At 71.0% G+C, this 16,948-nt stretch carries 14 protein-coding genes; all 14 read left to right on the forward strand.

Annotation, left to right across the window (positions count from 1 at the left end):
- Nucleotides 1-123: 123 nt before the first annotated feature.
- The 14 genes from AB0P17_RS07875 to pgi all read left to right on the forward strand — a co-directional run bounded on the left by AB0P17_RS07875 (nucleotide 124) and on the right by pgi (nucleotide 16,944).
- The gene (locus tag AB0P17_RS07875) at nucleotides 124-618 is read left to right on the forward strand and encodes a MarR family transcriptional regulator (RefSeq protein ID WP_365808610.1); all 495 of its coding nucleotides are present in this window, start codon (nucleotides 124-126) and stop codon (nucleotides 616-618) included.
- Nucleotides 619-714: 96 nt separating this feature from the next.
- Nucleotides 715-1,143 carry a Rieske (2Fe-2S) protein gene (locus tag AB0P17_RS07880; RefSeq protein ID WP_365808612.1) on the forward strand — a complete coding sequence of 143 codons (429 nt, stop codon included), beginning with the start codon at nucleotides 715-717 and terminating at the stop codon, nucleotides 1,141-1,143.
- 73 nt (nucleotides 1,144-1,216) lie between these two features.
- The gene (gene uvrC / locus AB0P17_RS07885; RefSeq protein ID WP_365808613.1) at nucleotides 1,217-3,250 is read left to right on the forward strand and encodes an excinuclease ABC subunit UvrC; all 2,034 of its coding nucleotides are present in this window, start codon (nucleotides 1,217-1,219) and stop codon (nucleotides 3,248-3,250) included.
- The gene (rapZ, locus tag AB0P17_RS07890) at nucleotides 3,243-4,181 is read left to right on the forward strand and encodes an RNase adapter RapZ (protein WP_365808615.1); all 939 of its coding nucleotides are present in this window, start codon (nucleotides 3,243-3,245) and stop codon (nucleotides 4,179-4,181) included. Before uvrC ends, rapZ begins: the two co-directional genes overlap by 8 nt.
- Nucleotides 4,178-5,212 carry a uridine diphosphate-N-acetylglucosamine-binding protein YvcK gene (gene yvcK / locus AB0P17_RS07895; protein WP_365808616.1) on the forward strand — a complete coding sequence of 345 codons (1,035 nt, stop codon included), beginning with the start codon at nucleotides 4,178-4,180 and terminating at the stop codon, nucleotides 5,210-5,212. Before rapZ ends, yvcK begins: the two co-directional genes overlap by 4 nt.
- On the forward strand, nucleotides 5,203-6,192 hold the full coding sequence (gene whiA, locus AB0P17_RS07900) for a DNA-binding protein WhiA (RefSeq protein WP_046495602.1): 990 nt from the start codon (nucleotides 5,203-5,205) through the stop codon (nucleotides 6,190-6,192). The genes yvcK and whiA overlap by 10 nt, the downstream gene beginning before the upstream one ends.
- 188 nt (nucleotides 6,193-6,380) lie before the next feature.
- Entirely contained in the window at nucleotides 6,381-9,344 is a 2,964-nt protein-coding gene (locus AB0P17_RS07905) for a M14 family zinc carboxypeptidase (RefSeq protein ID WP_365808619.1), read from the forward strand.
- A gap of 223 nt (nucleotides 9,345-9,567) precedes the next feature.
- Nucleotides 9,568-10,572, forward strand: coding sequence for a type I glyceraldehyde-3-phosphate dehydrogenase (gene gap / locus AB0P17_RS07910; protein WP_365808621.1), 1,005 nt, complete (start codon nucleotides 9,568-9,570; stop codon nucleotides 10,570-10,572).
- Nucleotides 10,573-10,872: 300 nt separating this feature from the next.
- Entirely contained in the window at nucleotides 10,873-12,084 is a 1,212-nt protein-coding gene (locus AB0P17_RS07915) for a phosphoglycerate kinase (protein ID WP_365808622.1), read from the forward strand.
- 6 nt (nucleotides 12,085-12,090) lie between these two features.
- Nucleotides 12,091-12,885, forward strand: a complete 795-nt coding sequence (tpiA, locus tag AB0P17_RS07920; protein ID WP_365808623.1) for a triose-phosphate isomerase — start codon at nucleotides 12,091-12,093, stop codon at nucleotides 12,883-12,885.
- Nucleotides 12,886-13,072: 187 nt separating this feature from the next.
- Nucleotides 13,073-13,303 carry a preprotein translocase subunit SecG gene (gene secG / locus AB0P17_RS07925; protein ID WP_030353663.1) on the forward strand — a complete coding sequence of 77 codons (231 nt, stop codon included), beginning with the start codon at nucleotides 13,073-13,075 and terminating at the stop codon, nucleotides 13,301-13,303.
- 183 nt (nucleotides 13,304-13,486) lie between these two features.
- Entirely contained in the window at nucleotides 13,487-13,822 is a 336-nt protein-coding gene (locus AB0P17_RS07930) for an RNA polymerase-binding protein RbpA (RefSeq protein ID WP_078854845.1), read from the forward strand.
- Between the two features lie 167 nt (nucleotides 13,823-13,989).
- Entirely contained in the window at nucleotides 13,990-15,201 is a 1,212-nt protein-coding gene (locus AB0P17_RS07935; RefSeq protein WP_365808625.1) for an MFS transporter, read from the forward strand.
- Nucleotides 15,202-15,291: 90 nt separating this feature from the next.
- Complete coding sequence (gene pgi / locus AB0P17_RS07940) at nucleotides 15,292-16,944, forward strand: glucose-6-phosphate isomerase (RefSeq protein ID WP_365808826.1); 1,653 nt, start codon at nucleotides 15,292-15,294, stop codon at nucleotides 16,942-16,944.
- Nucleotides 16,945-16,948 lie beyond the last annotated feature (4 nt).

The raw sequence follows: 16,948 nt of genomic DNA on the forward strand, positions 1-16,948 counted from the left end.
CGTCCCCGGTGCCGCGACCGGACGAACAGGCCTGGATGTTAGTTACCCAAAGCATTTTCTACCCCAGGTGTGTGTATGGGGCAAGTGCTTCTTCGGCCATCCGGAACCGGCATGATGGGGCGGATGGACGGTCCCCCTGCCCGCGAGCGCGATGCCCCCGGCGGCATCGCCGAACTGCAGGTTCTGCTGAGTGCCCTCGCGTACGACATCACCCGGCCCCGCTCCCACGAACTGCTCGTGAGCATGGCCGGGGCCCCCGTCGACCGGGCGGGCGTCGCGCTGCTGCGGGTCCTGGTGCACGAGGGGGAGCCGCTGCGCATCGGCCGGATCGCGGAGCGGCTCGGCGTCCGCGCCCCGCATGTCACCCGGCAGGTCAGGGAGTTGGAGCGGCAGGGTCTCCTCGTGCGGGTGGCGGAGGCGGCGGACCGGAGGGCCCAGCGGGTGGCGCCCACCGGCAAGGGGCTCGACACCCTCGCGCGGCTCGACCGGGCGGCCCAGGCGCTGCTCGCCGAGAGCCTCGAAGGGGTGCCCGCCGACCGGATCGGTCACACGATCGAGGTACTGCGCCGGATCTCGGTCGCCCGACGGCCGGGCGATCCACTCGTCGGCGGCCGCTGAACGGCCGCCGGAACGGCCCCGGTATCGTCACGTATGTCACCGACACCCCTCCGTGCCGAGGGCACCCGTTCGGACCCCCAGAACAGTGGAGACACCATGGCCGGCTCGCCCGCCCCCCGCCGTACCGTGCTGAAGGGCGCCGCGCTCGCCGGTGCCGCCGGGCTGGGGGTGGCGGCCTGCTCCACCGAGTCGAAGCTCGGCCACGCGGAGACGCCCACGCCCACCACCCCGGTCGAACTGGGCGCGGCGTCCGACGTGCCCGTCGGCGGCGCCAAGCTCTACAAGAAGCAGCGCGTCGTGGTGAGCTGCCCGGCGAAGGGCCGGTACAAGGCGTTCAGCGCGCAGTGCACCCACGCGGGCTGTCTGCTCGGGGAGCTGGAGGGCACGGTGGGCGACTGCCCGTGCCACGGCAGCAAGTTCGACGTCACGACGGGGCAGGTGCTGCGCGGCCCGGCCACCGTCCCGCTGCCCGAGGTGCCCGTCACGGAGCGGGACGGAAAGCTCGTCGCGGGCCCCGAGGCCTGAGAGCCTGTCGGGCCACCCGGCCCGAGGCCGCGCGGAGGTCCTGCTGTCGGTCCCCGACAGTAGGGTGGAGTGTATGGCCGACCCCTCCAGCTACCGCCCCAAGCCGGGACAGATCCCCGACTCGCCGGGGGTCTACAAATTCCGCGACGATCACCGCCGGGTGATCTACGTCGGGAAGGCGAAGAGCCTCCGGCAGCGGCTCGCCAGCTACTTCCAGGACCTGGCGGGTCTGCATCCGCGCACCCGCACGATGGTCACCACCGCCGCCTCCGTCGAGTGGACCGTCGTCTCCACCGAGGTCGAGGCGCTGCAGCTCGAATACTCCTGGATCAAGGAGTTCGACCCCCGCTTCAACGTCAAGTACCGCGACGACAAGAGCTATCCGTCCCTCGCGGTCACGCTCAACGAGGAGTTCCCGCGCGTCCAGGTGATGCGCGGCGCCAAGAAGAAGGGCGTGCGCTACTTCGGACCGTACGGACACGCCTGGGCCATCCGCGAGACGGTCGACCTGATGCTCCGTGTCTTTCCCGTACGGACCTGCTCCGCCGGGGTGTTCAAGAACGCGGCACGTACCGGCCGGCCCTGCCTCCTCGGCTACATCGGCAAGTGCTCGGCGCCCTGCGTCGGCCGCGTCACCCCGCAGGAGCACCGCGAACTGGCGGAGGATTTCTGCGACTTCATGGCCGGCCGCACCGGCACGTACATCCGCCGTCTGGAGCGGCGGATGACGGAGGCGGCCGAGGAGATGGAGTACGAGAAGGCCGCCCGGCTGCGTGACGACATAGGCGCGCTGCGCCGCGCGATGGAGAAGAACGCGGTCGTGCTCGCCGACGCCACCGACGCCGACCTGATAGCGGTCGCCGAGGACGAGCTGGAGGCCGCCGTCCAGATCTTCCACGTACGCGGCGGCCGGGTCCGCGGCCAGCGCGGCTGGGTCACCGACAAGGTCGAGGCCGTCAGCACGGCCGGCCTCGTCGAGCACGCCCTCCAGCAGCTCTACGGGGAGGAGCGCGGCGACGCGGTCCCCAAGGAGGTGCTGGTCCCCGCGCTGCCCGCGGACCCCGCCGGGACCGAGGCGCTCACCGAGTGGCTGAGCGAGCGGCGCGGCGCCCAGGTCTCCCTGCGGATCCCGCAGCGCGGCGACAAGAAGGACCTGATGGCGACCGTCGGGCGGAACGCGCAGCAGTCCCTCGCCCTGCACAAGACCAAGCGCGCCAGCGACCTCACCACCCGCTCCCGCGCCCTGGAGGAGATCTCCGAGGCGCTCGGCCTGGACAGCGCGCCGCTGCGCGTCGAGTGCTACGACATCTCGCACTTCCAGGGCGACGACGTGGTGGCGTCGATGGTGGTCTTCGAGGACGGCCTCGCCCGGAAGAGCGAGTACCGCCGCTTCCAGATCAAGACGTTCGAAGGCCAGGACGACGTCCGGTCGATGCACGAGGTGATCACGCGCCGCTTCCGCCGCTACCTCCTGGAGAAGGAGAAGACCGGGGAGTGGTCGGAACAGCCGGAGCAGCAGTCCGAGCGGCGGTCCGAGCCGCAGCCCGACCAGCAGCCTGAGCTCCTCACCGAGGACGACGGCCGGCCCAAGCGCTTCGCCTACCCGCCCCAGCTGCTCGTCGTCGACGGCGGACAGCCCCAGGTCGCGGCGGCCAAGCGGGCCCTGGACGAGCTGGGCATCGACGACGTCGCCGTCTGCGGTCTCGCCAAGCGCCTCGAAGAGGTCTGGCTGCCCGACGAGAGCGACCCCGTGGTGCTGCCCCGCTCCAGCGAGGGCCTCTACCTCCTTCAGCGGGTCCGGGACGAGGCGCACCGCTTCGCCATCACCTATCAGCGGGCGAAGCGGGCCAAACGGGTCAGGACGAGCCCGCTCGATGACGTCGCGGGCCTCGGCGAGTCCCGCAAACAGGCGCTCATCAAGCATTTCGGCTCGGTGAAGCGGCTCCGGCAGGCGACAATCGACCAGATCTGCGAGGTGCCGGGCGTGGGCCGCAAGACGGCCGAGTCCGTAGCCGTGGCCCTGGCCGCGGCGGCCCCCGCGGCACCCGCCGTGAACACGGCGACAGGAGAGATCATGGAAGACAACGGGGGAACGGCGCATGACTGAGCACGACCGGGACGGAGCAGGGCACGTGAGTACGGGCACCACGAAGGAGAACGGCGAGGCCGTCGAGGCGGCCATCCCCGAGCTGGTGATCATCTCCGGCATGTCCGGCGCGGGCCGCAGCACCGCGGCCAAGTGCCTGGAGGACCTCGGCTGGTTCGTCGTGGACAACCTGCCGCCCGCGCTGATCCCCACCATGGTGGAGCTGGGCGCCCGCTCGCAGGGCAACGTGGCGCGGATCGCCGTCGTCGTGGACGTCCGCGGCCGGCGCTTCTTCGACAACCTCCGCGAGTCGCTGGCGGACCTCGACGCCAAGCAGGTCACCCGGCGCATCGTCTTCCTGGAGTCCTCCGACGAGGCGCTGGTGCGCCGCTTCGAGTCCGTACGCCGCCCGCACCCCCTCCAGGGCGACGGGCGGATCGTCGACGGCATCGAGGCCGAGCGCGATCTGCTCAGGGAGCTGCGCGGCGACGCCGACCTGGTGATCGACACCTCCAGCCTCAACGTCCACGAACTGCGCGCCAAGATGGACGCCCAGTTCGCCGGCGACGAGAAGCCGGAGCTGCGGGCCACGGTCATGTCGTTCGGCTACAAGTACGGCCTGCCCGTCGACGCCGACCTGGTGGTGGACTGCCGCTTCCTGCCCAATCCGCACTGGGTCCCCGAGCTGCGCCCCTTCACCGGGCTCAACGACGAGGTCTCCGCGTACGTCTTCAACCAGCCGGGCGCCAAGGAGTTCCTCGACCGCTACACCGAGCTGCTGCAGCTCATCGCCGCCGGATACCGGCGTGAGGGCAAGCGGTACGTGACCGTCGCCGTCGGCTGCACGGGCGGCAAGCACCGCTCCGTGGCCATGTCCGAGAAGCTCGGTGCCCGTCTCGTCGCCGAGGGCATGGAGACCGTCGTCGTCCACCGGGACATGGGGCGCGAGTGACCGGACGCACCTTCCGGATGCGCCGGCTGCGCCGGGGCATCCCCGCGCTGTCGGGGCGCGGAGCGGCCGCCCAGCCCAAGGTCGTCGCGCTCGGCGGCGGCATGGGGCTCTCCGCGTCCCTCGCCGCGCTCCGCCGGATCACCGGCGATCTCACGGCGGTCGTCACGGTGGCCGACGACGGAGGCTCCAGCGGCCGGCTCCGCGAGGAGCTGGGGGTGTTGCCCCCCGGCGACCTGCGCAAGGCCCTCGCCGCGCTCTGCGGTGACGACGACTGGGGCCAGACCTGGGCCAGGGTGATCCAGCACCGCTTCCAGTCCCAGGGCGACCTGCACGAGCACGCGGTCGGCAATCTGCTGATCGTCGCGCTCTGGGAGCAGCTGGGCGACCATGTCCAGGCGCTGGACCTGGTCGGCAAGCTCCTCGGCGCGCACGGCCGGGTGCTGCCCATGTCGGCCGTACCCCTGGAGCTCCAGGCGCTGGTACGGGGCCACGACCCGGCGCGCCCGGACGAGGTCGACACGGTGCGCGGCCAGGCGACCGTCGCGCTCACCCCGGGTGAGGTGCAGTCCGTCCACCTGGTGCCGAACGACCCGCCGGCGGTCCCCGAGGCGGTCGCCGCGGTCCTGGACGCCGACTGGGTGGTCCTCGGCCCCGGCTCCTGGTTCTCCTCGGTGATCCCGCATCTGCTGGTGCCCGAACTGCTCGACGCGCTCGTCGAGACGAAGGCCCGCCGGGTCCTCTCGCTGAACCTCGTACCGCAACCCGGCGAAACCGATGGCTTCTCACCGCAGCGTCATTTGGAGGTTTTGGGGCGACACGCCCCTAAACTCGCCTTGGACGTGGTGCTGGCCGACGAGGCCGCCGTGCCCGACAGCGAATCGCTCTCCGATGCCGCCCGGCGGTTCGGTGCCGCCGTCGAGCTGGCGCCGGTGGCAGCGCCCGGCGGTTCCCCCAAGCACGACCCGGAGCTGCTGGCAGCCGCGTACGACCGTATTTTTCGGATGCATGGAAGGATCGGCCCATGGCGATGACGCCAGCGGTGAAGGACGAGATCGCCCGCCTCCCCGTCACCCGGACGTGCTGCAGGAAGGCGGAGGTCTCGGCGATCCTTCGGTTCGCGGGCGGGCTGCACCTGGTGAGCGGGCGCATCGTGATCGAGGCGGAGCTGGACACCAGCATCGCCGCGCGCCGGCTCCGCAAGGACATCCTGGAGATCTTCGGACACAATTCCGAGCTCGTGGTGATGGCACCCGGCGGGCTGCGCCGCGGCAGCCGTTACGTCGTACGGGTGATTACGGGCGGTGACCAGCTCGCCCGTCAGACCGGCCTGGTCGACGGCCGGGGCCGCCCGATCCGGGGGCTGCCGCCCCAGGTGGTCTCGGGGGCCACCTGTGACGCGGAGGCCGCCTGGCGTGGCGCGTTCCTGGCGCACGGCTCGCTCACGGAACCCGGCCGCTCCTCCTCGCTGGAGGTGACCTGCCCGGGCCCGGAGGCCGCGCTCGCACTGGTGGGCGCGGCCCGCAGGCTCCAGATCGCCGCCAAGGCGCGCGAGGTGCGCGGGGTGGACCGCGTGGTCGTGCGGGACGGTGACGCCATCGGCGCGCTGCTCACCCGGCTCGGCGCGCACGAGTCGGTGCTGGCCTGGGAGGAGCGGCGGATGCGCCGCGAGGTCCGGGCCACGGCCAACCGGCTCGCCAACTTCGACGACGCGAACCTGCGCCGTTCCGCCCGCGCGGCGGTGGCCGCGGGGGCCCGGGTGCAGCGCGCGCTGGAGATCCTGGGCGAGGAGGTGCCCGAGCATCTGGCCGCCGCGGGCCGGCTCCGTATGGAGCACAAGCAGGCGTCGCTGGAGGAGCTGGGCGCGCTCGCCGACCCGCCGCTGACGAAGGACGCGGTGGCCGGCCGGATCCGGCGGCTGCTGGCGATGGCCGACAAGCGGGCGCAGGACCTCGGGATCCCGGGTACGGAGTCCAATCTGAGCGAGGAGCTGGCCGACGGCCTCGTCGGGTAGCCGGGCCCCGCCCGTGCCCCGGTGCACCACCCGGGCCTGCCCCCGCGCACCACCGCTGCCGGTACCGAAAGGTGCCGGCAGCAGGTATTTTGCGGCCCCTCGGGGCACTCTTGACATGATCATGAAGCCTGGTCAGCCTGACGTCTGTTCATGGACATGGCAGTCGACGTCGACGGCAAGAGGGGCACATGAGACGAAGAGCGGGATCGATCCTGGTGGCGGGCGCGCTGCTGCTGGGCGGAATGACGGCGGCCACCGCCGCCCAGGCACAGCCGGCGCCCGGCGCGACGGCCGGAGAGGGGACCGCCGCCGACGCGGTGAAGGTCTTCGACGCCGAGGTCACCAAGGAGCAGGTCCCCCTGCTCCTCGCGGCCGGCCAGGACGCGCACGAACTGAGCGAACGGGCCCCCGAGAAGGGCACCGCGAAGGTCGAGGTCTTCCTCACCGACGCCCAGGCGCGCGACCTGGAGCGGCAGGGCGTCACCGTCACCGAACGCACGGTGTCCGCCGGGGCCGCCGGACGGCTCCGGGCCGCCGGGGACGGGGTGTTCCGCCCGTACAGCGGTCCGGGCAACCTCCAGGAGGAGATCGTCAGCGCCGGGCAGGCCAACCCCCGGATCGCGAAGGTCGTCTCCCTCGGCAAGACCCTGCGCGGCCAGGACATCCTCGCCCTCAAGCTCAGCAAGGGCGCGCGGACCACCAAGGACGGCGCCAAGCCGTCCGTGCTGTACATGTCCAATCAGCACGCCCGGGAGTGGATCACCCCCGAGATGACCCGCCGGCTGATGCACCACTACATCGACAACTACGGCAAGGACCGGCGGATCACGAAGATCGTCGACTCCACCGAGCTGTGGTTCGTCCTCTCCGCCAACCCCGACGGCTACGACTTCACCCACAGCTCCGACAGCAACCGGCTGTGGCGCAAGAACCTCCGTGACGTCAACGGGGACGGGCAGATCACCTCCGGGGACGGCGTCGACCTCAACCGGAACTTCGCCTACAAGTGGGGCTACGACGACGAGGGTTCGTCGCCGCGCCCGGCGAGCGAGACCTACCGCGGCGACGGCCCCGGCTCCGAGCCGGAGACCCAGGCCATCGACCGGTTCCAGAAGCGCATCGGCTTCGACTACGGCATCAACTACCACTCCGCCGCCGAACTGCTCCTCTACGGCGTCGGCTGGCAGGTGGCCACCCCGACCCCCGACGACGTGCTCTACAAGGCACTCGCGGGCACTCCGGAGAACCCGGCGGTCCCCGGCTACTACCCGCAGGTCTCCTCCGAGCTGTACACCACCAACGGCGAGGCCGACGGGCATGCCGCGAACGTCAACGGCACGATGATGTTCACCCCGGAGATGACGACCTGTCAGACCGCGTCCGCGCTCGACCCGGACGACGCCTGGGAGGCCAAGGACTGCCGCTCCGGCTTCAACTTCCCCGACGACGAGAAGCTGATCCAGGGAGAGTTCGCCAAGAACATCCCCTTCGCGCTCTCCGTCGCCGAGACCGCCGCCCACCCCGACCAGCCGTCCTCCGCGGTCGGCCTGACCGCACCCGACTTCACCACCGACCCCTTCACCACCTCGTACGCGCGCGGCACCGGCCAGGAGGTCTCCGTCACCGCCCGCAAGGCGCTCCGGAACAAGGAGCTGAAGTACCGCGTCAACGGCGGCCGCGTCCAGACCGGGAAACTCCACGCCTGGAAGGGCGGCAAGACCTACGGCGGCGAGGACAACCTCCACTTCGACGAGTACCGCGGGACAACCGGCCTCGCTCGTACGGGTGACAAGGTCGAGGTCTGGTTCACCGCGCGCACGGCGAGCGGGAAGCCCACCGCCAGCGAGCACTTCAGCTACACCGTGGCCGAACGCCCCCGCGCCGACACCCTCGTGATCGCCGAGGAGGGCGCGCCCGCCCAGCGGACCGGCGCCTACGTCGACGCGCTGCGCGCCACCGGCCGTACCGCCGCCGTCTGGGACGTCGCCACCCAGGGCGCCCCGCACCCGCTCGGCGTCCTCGGCCACTTCTCCGCCGCCGTCCACTACACCGGCGCCACGGCCCCCGGCGGCGCCACCCAGCTCGCGCTGCGCGCCTTCCTCAACGAGGGCGGCAAGCTGATCGAGGCCGGCCGGCTCGCCGGCGGCAGCACCCGGATCGGCCGCGCCGCCACCGACGACATCAGCCAGTACTACTTCGGCGCGTACGGCCGCACCGCCACCTCCGGCGCCACCGGCTTCACCGGCGCCGGGACGCTCACCGGCGCGGGCGGCGCCCTGACCGATCTGCCCGGCACCCCGCTGAACCAGGTGGGCGCGTACACGGTCACCTCCGACACGCTGGACCCGGCGGCGTATCCGCAGTTCGCCGGCGCCCAGACGGGCTCGTACGCGGGCGTGAGCAACCCGTACGCGCCCTACGCCGGCCAGTGGATGGCCGCCACCGCCCACCAGGACAACGCCTGGCGCCGCCTCACCCGCACCGTCGACCTGACCGGGGTCAGCGCGGCCGACCGGCCCGAGCTGCGCCTCGCGCTCAACTGGAACACGGAGGAGGGGTACGACCACGCCCTCCTGGAGGCCCGCACCAGCGGCGGCGAGGACTGGACCACCCTGCCCGAGGCCGGCGGCGCGAGCAGCACCGCCGTACCCGCCGAGTGCGAGGCGGGCTTCTTCCTCCAGGGCCACCCGTTCCTCGGCCACTACCTGACGCTCGGCGCCGACGGCTGCACCGCCACCGGCACCAGCGGCGCCTGGAACAGCCTCACCGGCGCCTCCGACGGCTGGCAGCAGGTCGCCTTCGATCTGAGCGCGTACGCGGGCACCAAGGCCGAGCTCTCGCTGAGCTACGTCACCGACCCCGGCAGCGGCGGGCGCGGCCTCTTCGCGGACGACGCGCGCCTGGTCGTGGGCGGCGCGGAGCGGGAGACCGAGGGCTTCGAGACCTCGATGGGCGCGTGGACCGTGCCGGGACCGCCGGCCGGCTCCCCGGCGGTCGCGGGGGACTGGGCACGCTCCCGGACGCTCTTCGCCTCGTACGCCTCGGTCACCACGCGTGACACCGTGCTCTTCGGATTCGGCCTGGAGCACCTGACCGACGCGGGGGAGCGCGCCGCGCTCCTGGACAAGGCGCTGCGCTCGCTCCGGCGCTGATTCCGCAGTCGCGCGCCGGGCGCGCGCGCCCGTACCCGTGCCGGCGGCCGTGCGCCGGCACGGGAACGGGGCCGGGTGCGGGCTGTCCCCGGACCCCGCCGGTTTCCGGGGACACTCGATGTCACCGGCGGGGCCGTGGAGAGGTAGGGTCGTAAGCGGTCGGGGACATCCCATACAACTCGCCGGCGTCGAAACCCGGCGTACCTAACGAGGAGATCGGTTCGTGACGATCCGCGTAGGCATCAACGGCTTTGGCCGCATCGGTCGTAACTACTTCCGCGCGCTGCTGGAGCAGGGTGCAGACATCGAGATCGTGGCTGTCAACGACCTGGGTGACACCGCGACCACGGCACATCTGCTGAAGTACGACACGATCCTGGGCCGCCTCAAGGCCGAGGTGACCCACACCGCCGACACGATCACTGTCGACGGTCACACCATCAAGGTGCTCTCCGAGCGCAACCCGGCCGACATCCCCTGGGGTGAGCTGGGCGTCGACATCGTCATCGAGTCGACCGGCATCTTCACCAAGAAGGCCGACGCCGAGAAGCACATCGCGGGCGGCGCCAAGAAGGTCCTCATCTCGGCTCCGGCCTCGGACGAGGACATCACGATCGTGCTGGGTGTCAACGAGGACAAGTACGACGCGGCCAACCACCACATCATCTCCAACGCCTCCTGCACCACCAACTGCGTGGCGCCGATGGCCAAGGTGCTCCTGGAGAACTTCGGCATCGTCTCCGGCCTGATGACCACGGTCCACGCCTACACCAGCGACCAGCGTCTCCAGGACTTCCCGCACAAGGACCTGCGCCGGGCCCGCGCCGCCGCCGAGAACATCATTCCGGCGAGCACCGGCGCGGCCAAGGCCCTCGGCCTGGTCATCCCGGAGCTGGCGGGCAAGCTCAACGGCATGGCGATGCGCGTGCCGGTCCCGACGGGGTCCGTCACCGACCTGGTCGTCGAGACGGAGCGCGTGGTGACCAAGGACGAGGTCAACGCCGCGTTCCAGAAGGCCGCCCAGGGCGAGCTCAAGGGCTACCTGGACTACACCGAGGACCCGATCGTCTCCTCGGACATCGTCAACTGGCCGGCGTCCTGCACCTTCGACTCCTCCCTGACCATGGTCCAGGGCAAGAGCGTCAAGGTCATCGGCTGGTACGACAACGAGTGGGGCTACTCCAACCGCCTGGTCGACCTGACCGTCTTCGTCGGCGCCCGGCTCTGACGGACACTCCGCGACACGCACCAGGGCGCGTTGCGAAAGTAGCGCCGTCCGCCCGCAGGGCGGGGCTCGCGGCGTCTGGTGCGTGCGATCGCAAGGCGGAGGATCGTCCTCGTACTGGACGTACTTGGACGACTCCGACAACGCAGCGAGCGTGCGTGCCAGGCGTCGCGTGCCAGGCGGGACTTTCGCGACACGCCCTGGGCACCTCGATATGAGTGACAGGGCTCGGCCGGCGCACGAGAGGCGCCGTTCGAGCCCTGTTGGTCTGTCTGTCCAGAGATCCCAAGGAGCCCAGCAGCAGTGAAGACGATCGACGAACTCCTCGCAGAAGGGGTCGCCGGCCGGCGCGTATTCGTCCGTGCCGACCTCAATGTGCCGCTCGACGGCACGACCATCACCGACGACGGCCGTATCCGCGCCGTACAGCCGACGGTCGCCCGGCTCGCCGAGGCCGGCGCCCGGGTCGTCGTCGCCTCGCACCTGGGCCGCCCCAAGGGCGCCCCCGACCCGGCCTTCTCGCTCGCCCCCGCCGCCGCGCGCCTCGGTGAACTCCTCGGCGCCGAGGTGGCCTTCGCGACCGACACGGTCGGCGACTCCGCCCGCGCCACCGTCGCCGCCCTCGCCGACGGCCAGGTCGCCGTCATCGAGAACCTCCGCTTCAACGCGGGCGAGACCGCGAAGGACGACGCCGAGCGCGGCGCCTTCGCCGACCAGCTCGCCTCGCTGGCCGATCTGTACGTGGGCGACGGCTTCGGCGCCGTGCACCGCAAGCACGCCTCCGTCTACGACCTCCCGGCCCGGCTGCCGCACGCCGCGGGCGGCCTCATCGCCACGGAGGTCGGCGTCCTCAAGCGGCTCACCGACGACGTGCGGCGGCCGTACGCCGTCGTGCTCGGCGGCGCCAAGGTCTCCGACAAGCTCGGCGTCATCGACCACCTGCTGGAGAAGGCCGACCGCATCCTGATCGGCGGCGGCATGGCCTACACCTTCCTGAAGGCGCAGGGCCACGAGATCGGCACCTCGCTCCTCCAGGAGGACCAGATCCCGGCCGTCCAGGGCTACCTCAAGCGGGCCGAGGAGCGCGGCGTGGAGTTCGTGCTCCCCGTCGACGTCCTCGTCTCCGCGGAGTTCCCGGACCTCAAGGCCAAGGCGCCCACGCACCCCGCGACCGTGGCCGTGGACGCCATCCCGGCCGGACAGATGGGCCTGGACATCGGCCCCGAGACCGGCCGGCTGTACGCCTCGAAGCTCGCCGACGCGGCGACCGTCTTCTGGAACGGTCCCATGGGCGTCTTCGAACACCCCGACTACGCCGAGGGCACCAAGGCCGTCGCCCAGGCGCTCGTCGACTCCCCGGGCTTCTCGGTCGTCGGCGGTGGGGACTCCGCCGCCGCCGTCCGGATCCTGGGCTTCGACGAGAAGGCATTCGGCCACATCTCGACCGGTGGCGGCGCGAGCCTCGAATACCTCGAGGGCAAGACGCTTCCCGGCCTCGCCGCACTGGAGGACTGAACCCGCATGACCGCTTCGACCGAGAAGACCGGCCGCACCCCGCTGATGGCGGGCAACTGGAAGATGAACCTCAACCACCTTGAGGCCATCGCCCACGTCCAGAAGCTCGCCTTTGCCCTGAGTGACAAGGACTACGACGCCGTGGAGGTCGCCGTGCTGGCGCCCTTCACCGACCTGCGCTCCGTACAGACGCTCGTCGACGGCGACAAACTCAAGATCAAATACGGTGCCCAGGACATCTCGGCGCACGACTCCGGCGCGTACACCGGCGAGATCTCCGGCCCCATGCTGGCCAAGCTGAAGTGCACCTTCGTGGCCGTCGGTCACTCCGAGCGACGCCAGTACCACGCCGAGACGGACGAGATCTGCAACGCCAAGGTGAAGGCCGCGTACAAGCACGGCCTGACCCCGATCCTCTGCGTCGGCGAGGGCCTGGACATCCGCAAGGCCGGTGACCAGGTCTCCTACACGCTCAGCCAGCTCGACGGCGGCCTCAAGGACATCCCGGCCGAGCAGGCCGAGTCCGTGGTGATCGCGTACGAGCCGGTGTGGGCCATCGGCACCGGCGAGGTCGCCACCCCCGAGGACGCGCAGGAGGTCTGCGGCGCGATCCGCGGCCGGCTGGCCGAGCTGTACTCGCAGGAGCTGGCCGACCGGGTCCGGATCCAGTACGGCGGCTCGGTGAAGTCCGGTAACGTCGCCGCGATCATGGCGCAGCCCGATGTGGACGGCGCTCTGGTGGGCGGCGCGGCGCTGGACGCCGACGAGTTCGTCAAGATCGTCAGGTTCCGCGACCAGTAGGACCGACCCGGTCGGTCCCGGTATGCGGGGGCGCGGATCCGTCGTACCCTGGCGGGGGTCGAGTGGGTATTTCCGGTGCGTAATCGCGGGAGATGCCACCCGGCCCCCGCTGTTCTTTATGCTTTATGCGTTCTGCTGATAATCAGTCCCGTTGATCCAGTCCGAGGAAGTTGGTCCAGCCGTGGTTATGGGGTTCTCGATCGCCCTCATCGTCTTCAGCCTGCTGCTGATGCTGCTGGTGCTGATGCACAAGGGAAAGGGCGGCGGCCTCTCCGACATGTTCGGTGGCGGAATGCAGTCCTCCGTCGGCGGGTCCTCGGTCGCCGAGCGCAACCTCGACCGCATCACCGTCGTGGTCGGGCTGCTGTGGTTCGCGTGCATTGTCGTGCTTGGCCTCGTGCTCAAGCTGGACAGCTGACCCGGACCCCGGGTACGGCCGCGGTACGGGGCCGCGGGCGCGGCCTATCATGGGTTGCGCGACCGGCTGCAGGAGGGTAACTCCCTTCACTGGACGCGCGTTGGGCCTTACGTAGACTGGGGCGCCCGGCAGCGGAGCTGCCTACCGATGCATTGCGGCACCATCACGCAGGGAGTTACGACCGTGGCAAGTGGCAACGCGATCCGGGGAAGCCGGGTCGGAGCGGGGCCGATGGGTGAGGCCGAGCGCGGCGAGTCCGCGCCCCGCCTGCGCATCTCCTTCTGGTGCTCGAACGGGCACGAGACGGTGCCGAGCTTCGCCAGTGACGCACAGGTTCCGGAGACGTGGGACTGCCCGCGCTGCGGATTCCCGGCCGGTCAGGACCGGGACAATCCGCCGGACCCGCCGCGCACGGAGCCGTACAAGACCCATCTCGCTTATGTGCGGGAGCGGCGCAGTGACGCGGACGGCGAGGCGATTCTCGCCGAAGCCCTCGCCAAACTGCGCGGCGAACTTTAAGGACCGTACCGCTTCCGGTACGGGAGAGATTTTCCGGCCGGACACGTGGCGCGTGTCCGGCCGAACCGTTTTTGCCCGCGTCGCGTCCTTTCGGCGCCGCCGCTCTCCGGCCGCATTGTCAGTGGCACCCCTTACGGTCTGTAGCAGTCGACCGGAGGGGAGCGGTGATGACATCTGTCGGCACGGTGGAGGTACGGGCGCCCGCCTGGCGCGGGGGGTTCGGGCGGTTGTGGTCCGCCGCGGTCGTCTCGCGGTTCGGCGACGCGCTGCGGACGGCGGCCCTGCCGCTGCTCGCCGCCTCGCTCACCGACGATCCGTTGCTGATCGCCTCGGTGACGGCCTGCGGCTATCTGCCATGGCTGCTGTTCGGGCTGGTCGGCGGGGCGGTCGCGGACCGGGTGGACCAGCGGCGGGCGATGTGGGGCGTCGACCTGGTGCGCGGCGCGCTGATGGCGGCGTTCGCCGTGGCCGTCGGCCTCGGCCACGCGTCGATCGCGCTCCTCCTCGCCCTCGCCTTTCTCCTCACGACGCTCCAGACGCTCTTCGACAACGCGGCCACCGCCCTGCTGCCCTCGCTCGTGCCGCAGCCGGCCCTCGCCGGTGCCAACGCCCGGCTGATGACCGGGCAGCAGCTAGCGAGCGGTTTCCTCGCCGCCCCGCTGGTCCCCGTGCTGCTGGTCGTCGGGGTGGCCGCCCCGCACGCGGCCAACGCCCTCACGTACGGGGTGGCGGCCCTGCTGATCGCCTCCCTGCGGATCGCGGCGCCGGAGCGGCCGCCCCGCACATCGGGATCCACCCTGCGCGCCGAGATCGCGGCGGGGATCCGGTTCCTGGCGGCGGACCGGACGCTGCGCGGGCTGTGCCTGGCCACGACGCTCTGCAACGTCGCGATGGGCGGACTCATCGCCACGCTGGTGCTGCACGTCACGGGCTGGCTGGACGGCGGTGACCGGGCGTACGCGCTGACGCTCACGGCCTTCGGCGCGGGGAGCGTGGTGGGCGGTCTCATAGCCGGGCGGCTCACCGAGCGGATCGGGCGCCTCCGGGCGATATTCCTGGCCGGGGCCCTGCAAATCTGCTGTCTGGTGGCGCTGGGCTCGGTGCGGGAGATCTGGGTGCCCGCCCTCTGCCTCGGGGTGTTCGGCACGATGAACATGGTGTGGAACGTCAGCCAGACCACCCTGATGCAGGAGCGCAGCCCCCGCGAGATGCTGGGCCGGATCAGCTCGGCCTTCCGTACGCTCTCGCTCGCCGGGGCGCCGCTCGGCGCGCTGCTGGCGGGGGCCGCGGCAGCCGGCTGGGGACTGAACACCCCCGCCCTGCTCGCCGCCGGGCTCTTCGTACTGGCTGTCGCCTCGCTCGGCACTCTGATCAATTAAGTTGGGACCGGCAGTGGGGGCAGACAGACTCGCAGGCGTACACAGACACGCACGCACACAGGCACGAGAAGAAGTGGGCTGATGTCCGAGATGAACGCGGAAAGCCGTACCAGGCTCAACCGGACGCCCGAGTGGAGCGCCCTGGGCAAGCACCGGGAGCAGCTGGCGGGGACCTCCCTCCGGGAGCTGTTCGCCGCCGACCCGGCGCGCGGCACCGGCTACACCCTCCAGGTGGGTGACCTGTACCTGGACTACTCCAAGCACCTGGTGACGGACGAGACGCTGGCGCTCCTGCGCGAACTGGCCGCGTCCACCGGGGTCACGGAGCTGCGGGACGCGATGTTCTGCGGCGAGAAGATCAACACCACGGAGGACCGCGCCGTCCTGCACACCGCGCTCCGCGCCCCGCGCGACGCCGTGATCGAGGTCGACGGGGAGAACGTCGTCCCGGCGGTGCACGCAGTCCTCGACCGGATGGCAGCCTTCGCCGACCAGGTCAGGCACGGCGAGTGGACGGGCCACACGGGCCTGCCCATCAGGAACATCGTCAACATCGGCATCGGCGGCTCCGACCTCGGCCCCGCCATGGCCTACGAGACGCTGCGCTCCTTCACCGACCGCGACCTGACGGTCCGTTTCGTCTCGAACGTGGACGGCGCGGACCTGCACGAGGCGGTACGGGACCTGGACCCGGCCCAGACGCTCTTCATCGTCGCGTCCAAGACGTTCACCACGATCGAGACCATCACCAACGCCACCTCGGCCCGCAACTGGCTGCTGACGGAGCTGCGGGTCGGTCCCGAGGCGATCGCCAAGCACTTCGTGGCGCTCTCCACGAACGCCGAGAAGGTCGCCGACTTCGGCATCGACACGGCGAACATGTTCGAGTTCTGGGACTGGGTCGGCGGACGCTACTCGTACGACTCGGCCATCGGGCTCTCGCTGATGATCGCGATCGGCCCCCGCCGGTTCCGCGAGATGCTGGACGGCTTCCACCTCGTCGACGAGCACTTCCGCACCGCGCCCCCCGAGGAGAACGCGCCGCTGCTGCTCGGGCTGCTGGGGGTCTGGTACGGAGCGTTCTTCGACGCCCAGTCGCACGCCGTCCTGCCGTACAGCCACTACTTGTCGAAGTTCACGGCCTACCTCCAGCAGCTCGACATGGAGTCCAACGGCAAGTCCGTGGACCGGGACGGCAATCCGGTGGAATGGCAGACAGGGCCCGTCGTCTGGGGCACCCCGGGCACCAACGGCCAGCACGCGTACTACCAGCTCATCCACCAGGGGACGAAGGTCATCCCGGCCGACTTCATCGGCTTCGCCCGGCCCGTGGACGATCTGCTGCCGGGCCTGGTCGCCCAGCACGACCTGCTGATGGCCAACTTCTTCGCCCAGACCCAGGCGCTCGCCTTCGGCAAGACGCCCGAGGAGGTACGGGCCGAGGGGGTGGCCGAGGAGCTGGTGCCGCACAAGACGTTCCGCGGCGACCACCCGACCACGACGATCCTCGCGGAGACGCTGACCCCGTCCGTCCTGGGCCAGTTGATCGCCCTGTACGAGCACAAGGTGTTCGTCCAGGGCGCCGTGTGGAACATCGACTCCTTCGACCAGTGGGGCGTCGAACTCGGCAAGGTCCTCGCCAAGGAGATCGAGCCCGTGCTCACCGGAGAGGCCCCGGGCGGGCAGCTCGACGCCTCGACCGCGGCGCTCGTCGCCACGTACCGCTCGCTGCGGGGCCGCTGAGCCG

Source organism: Streptomyces sp. NPDC088124, assembly GCF_040685895.1.
In the GTDB taxonomy this organism is placed as follows: Bacteria; Actinomycetota; Actinomycetes; order Streptomycetales; family Streptomycetaceae; genus Streptomyces.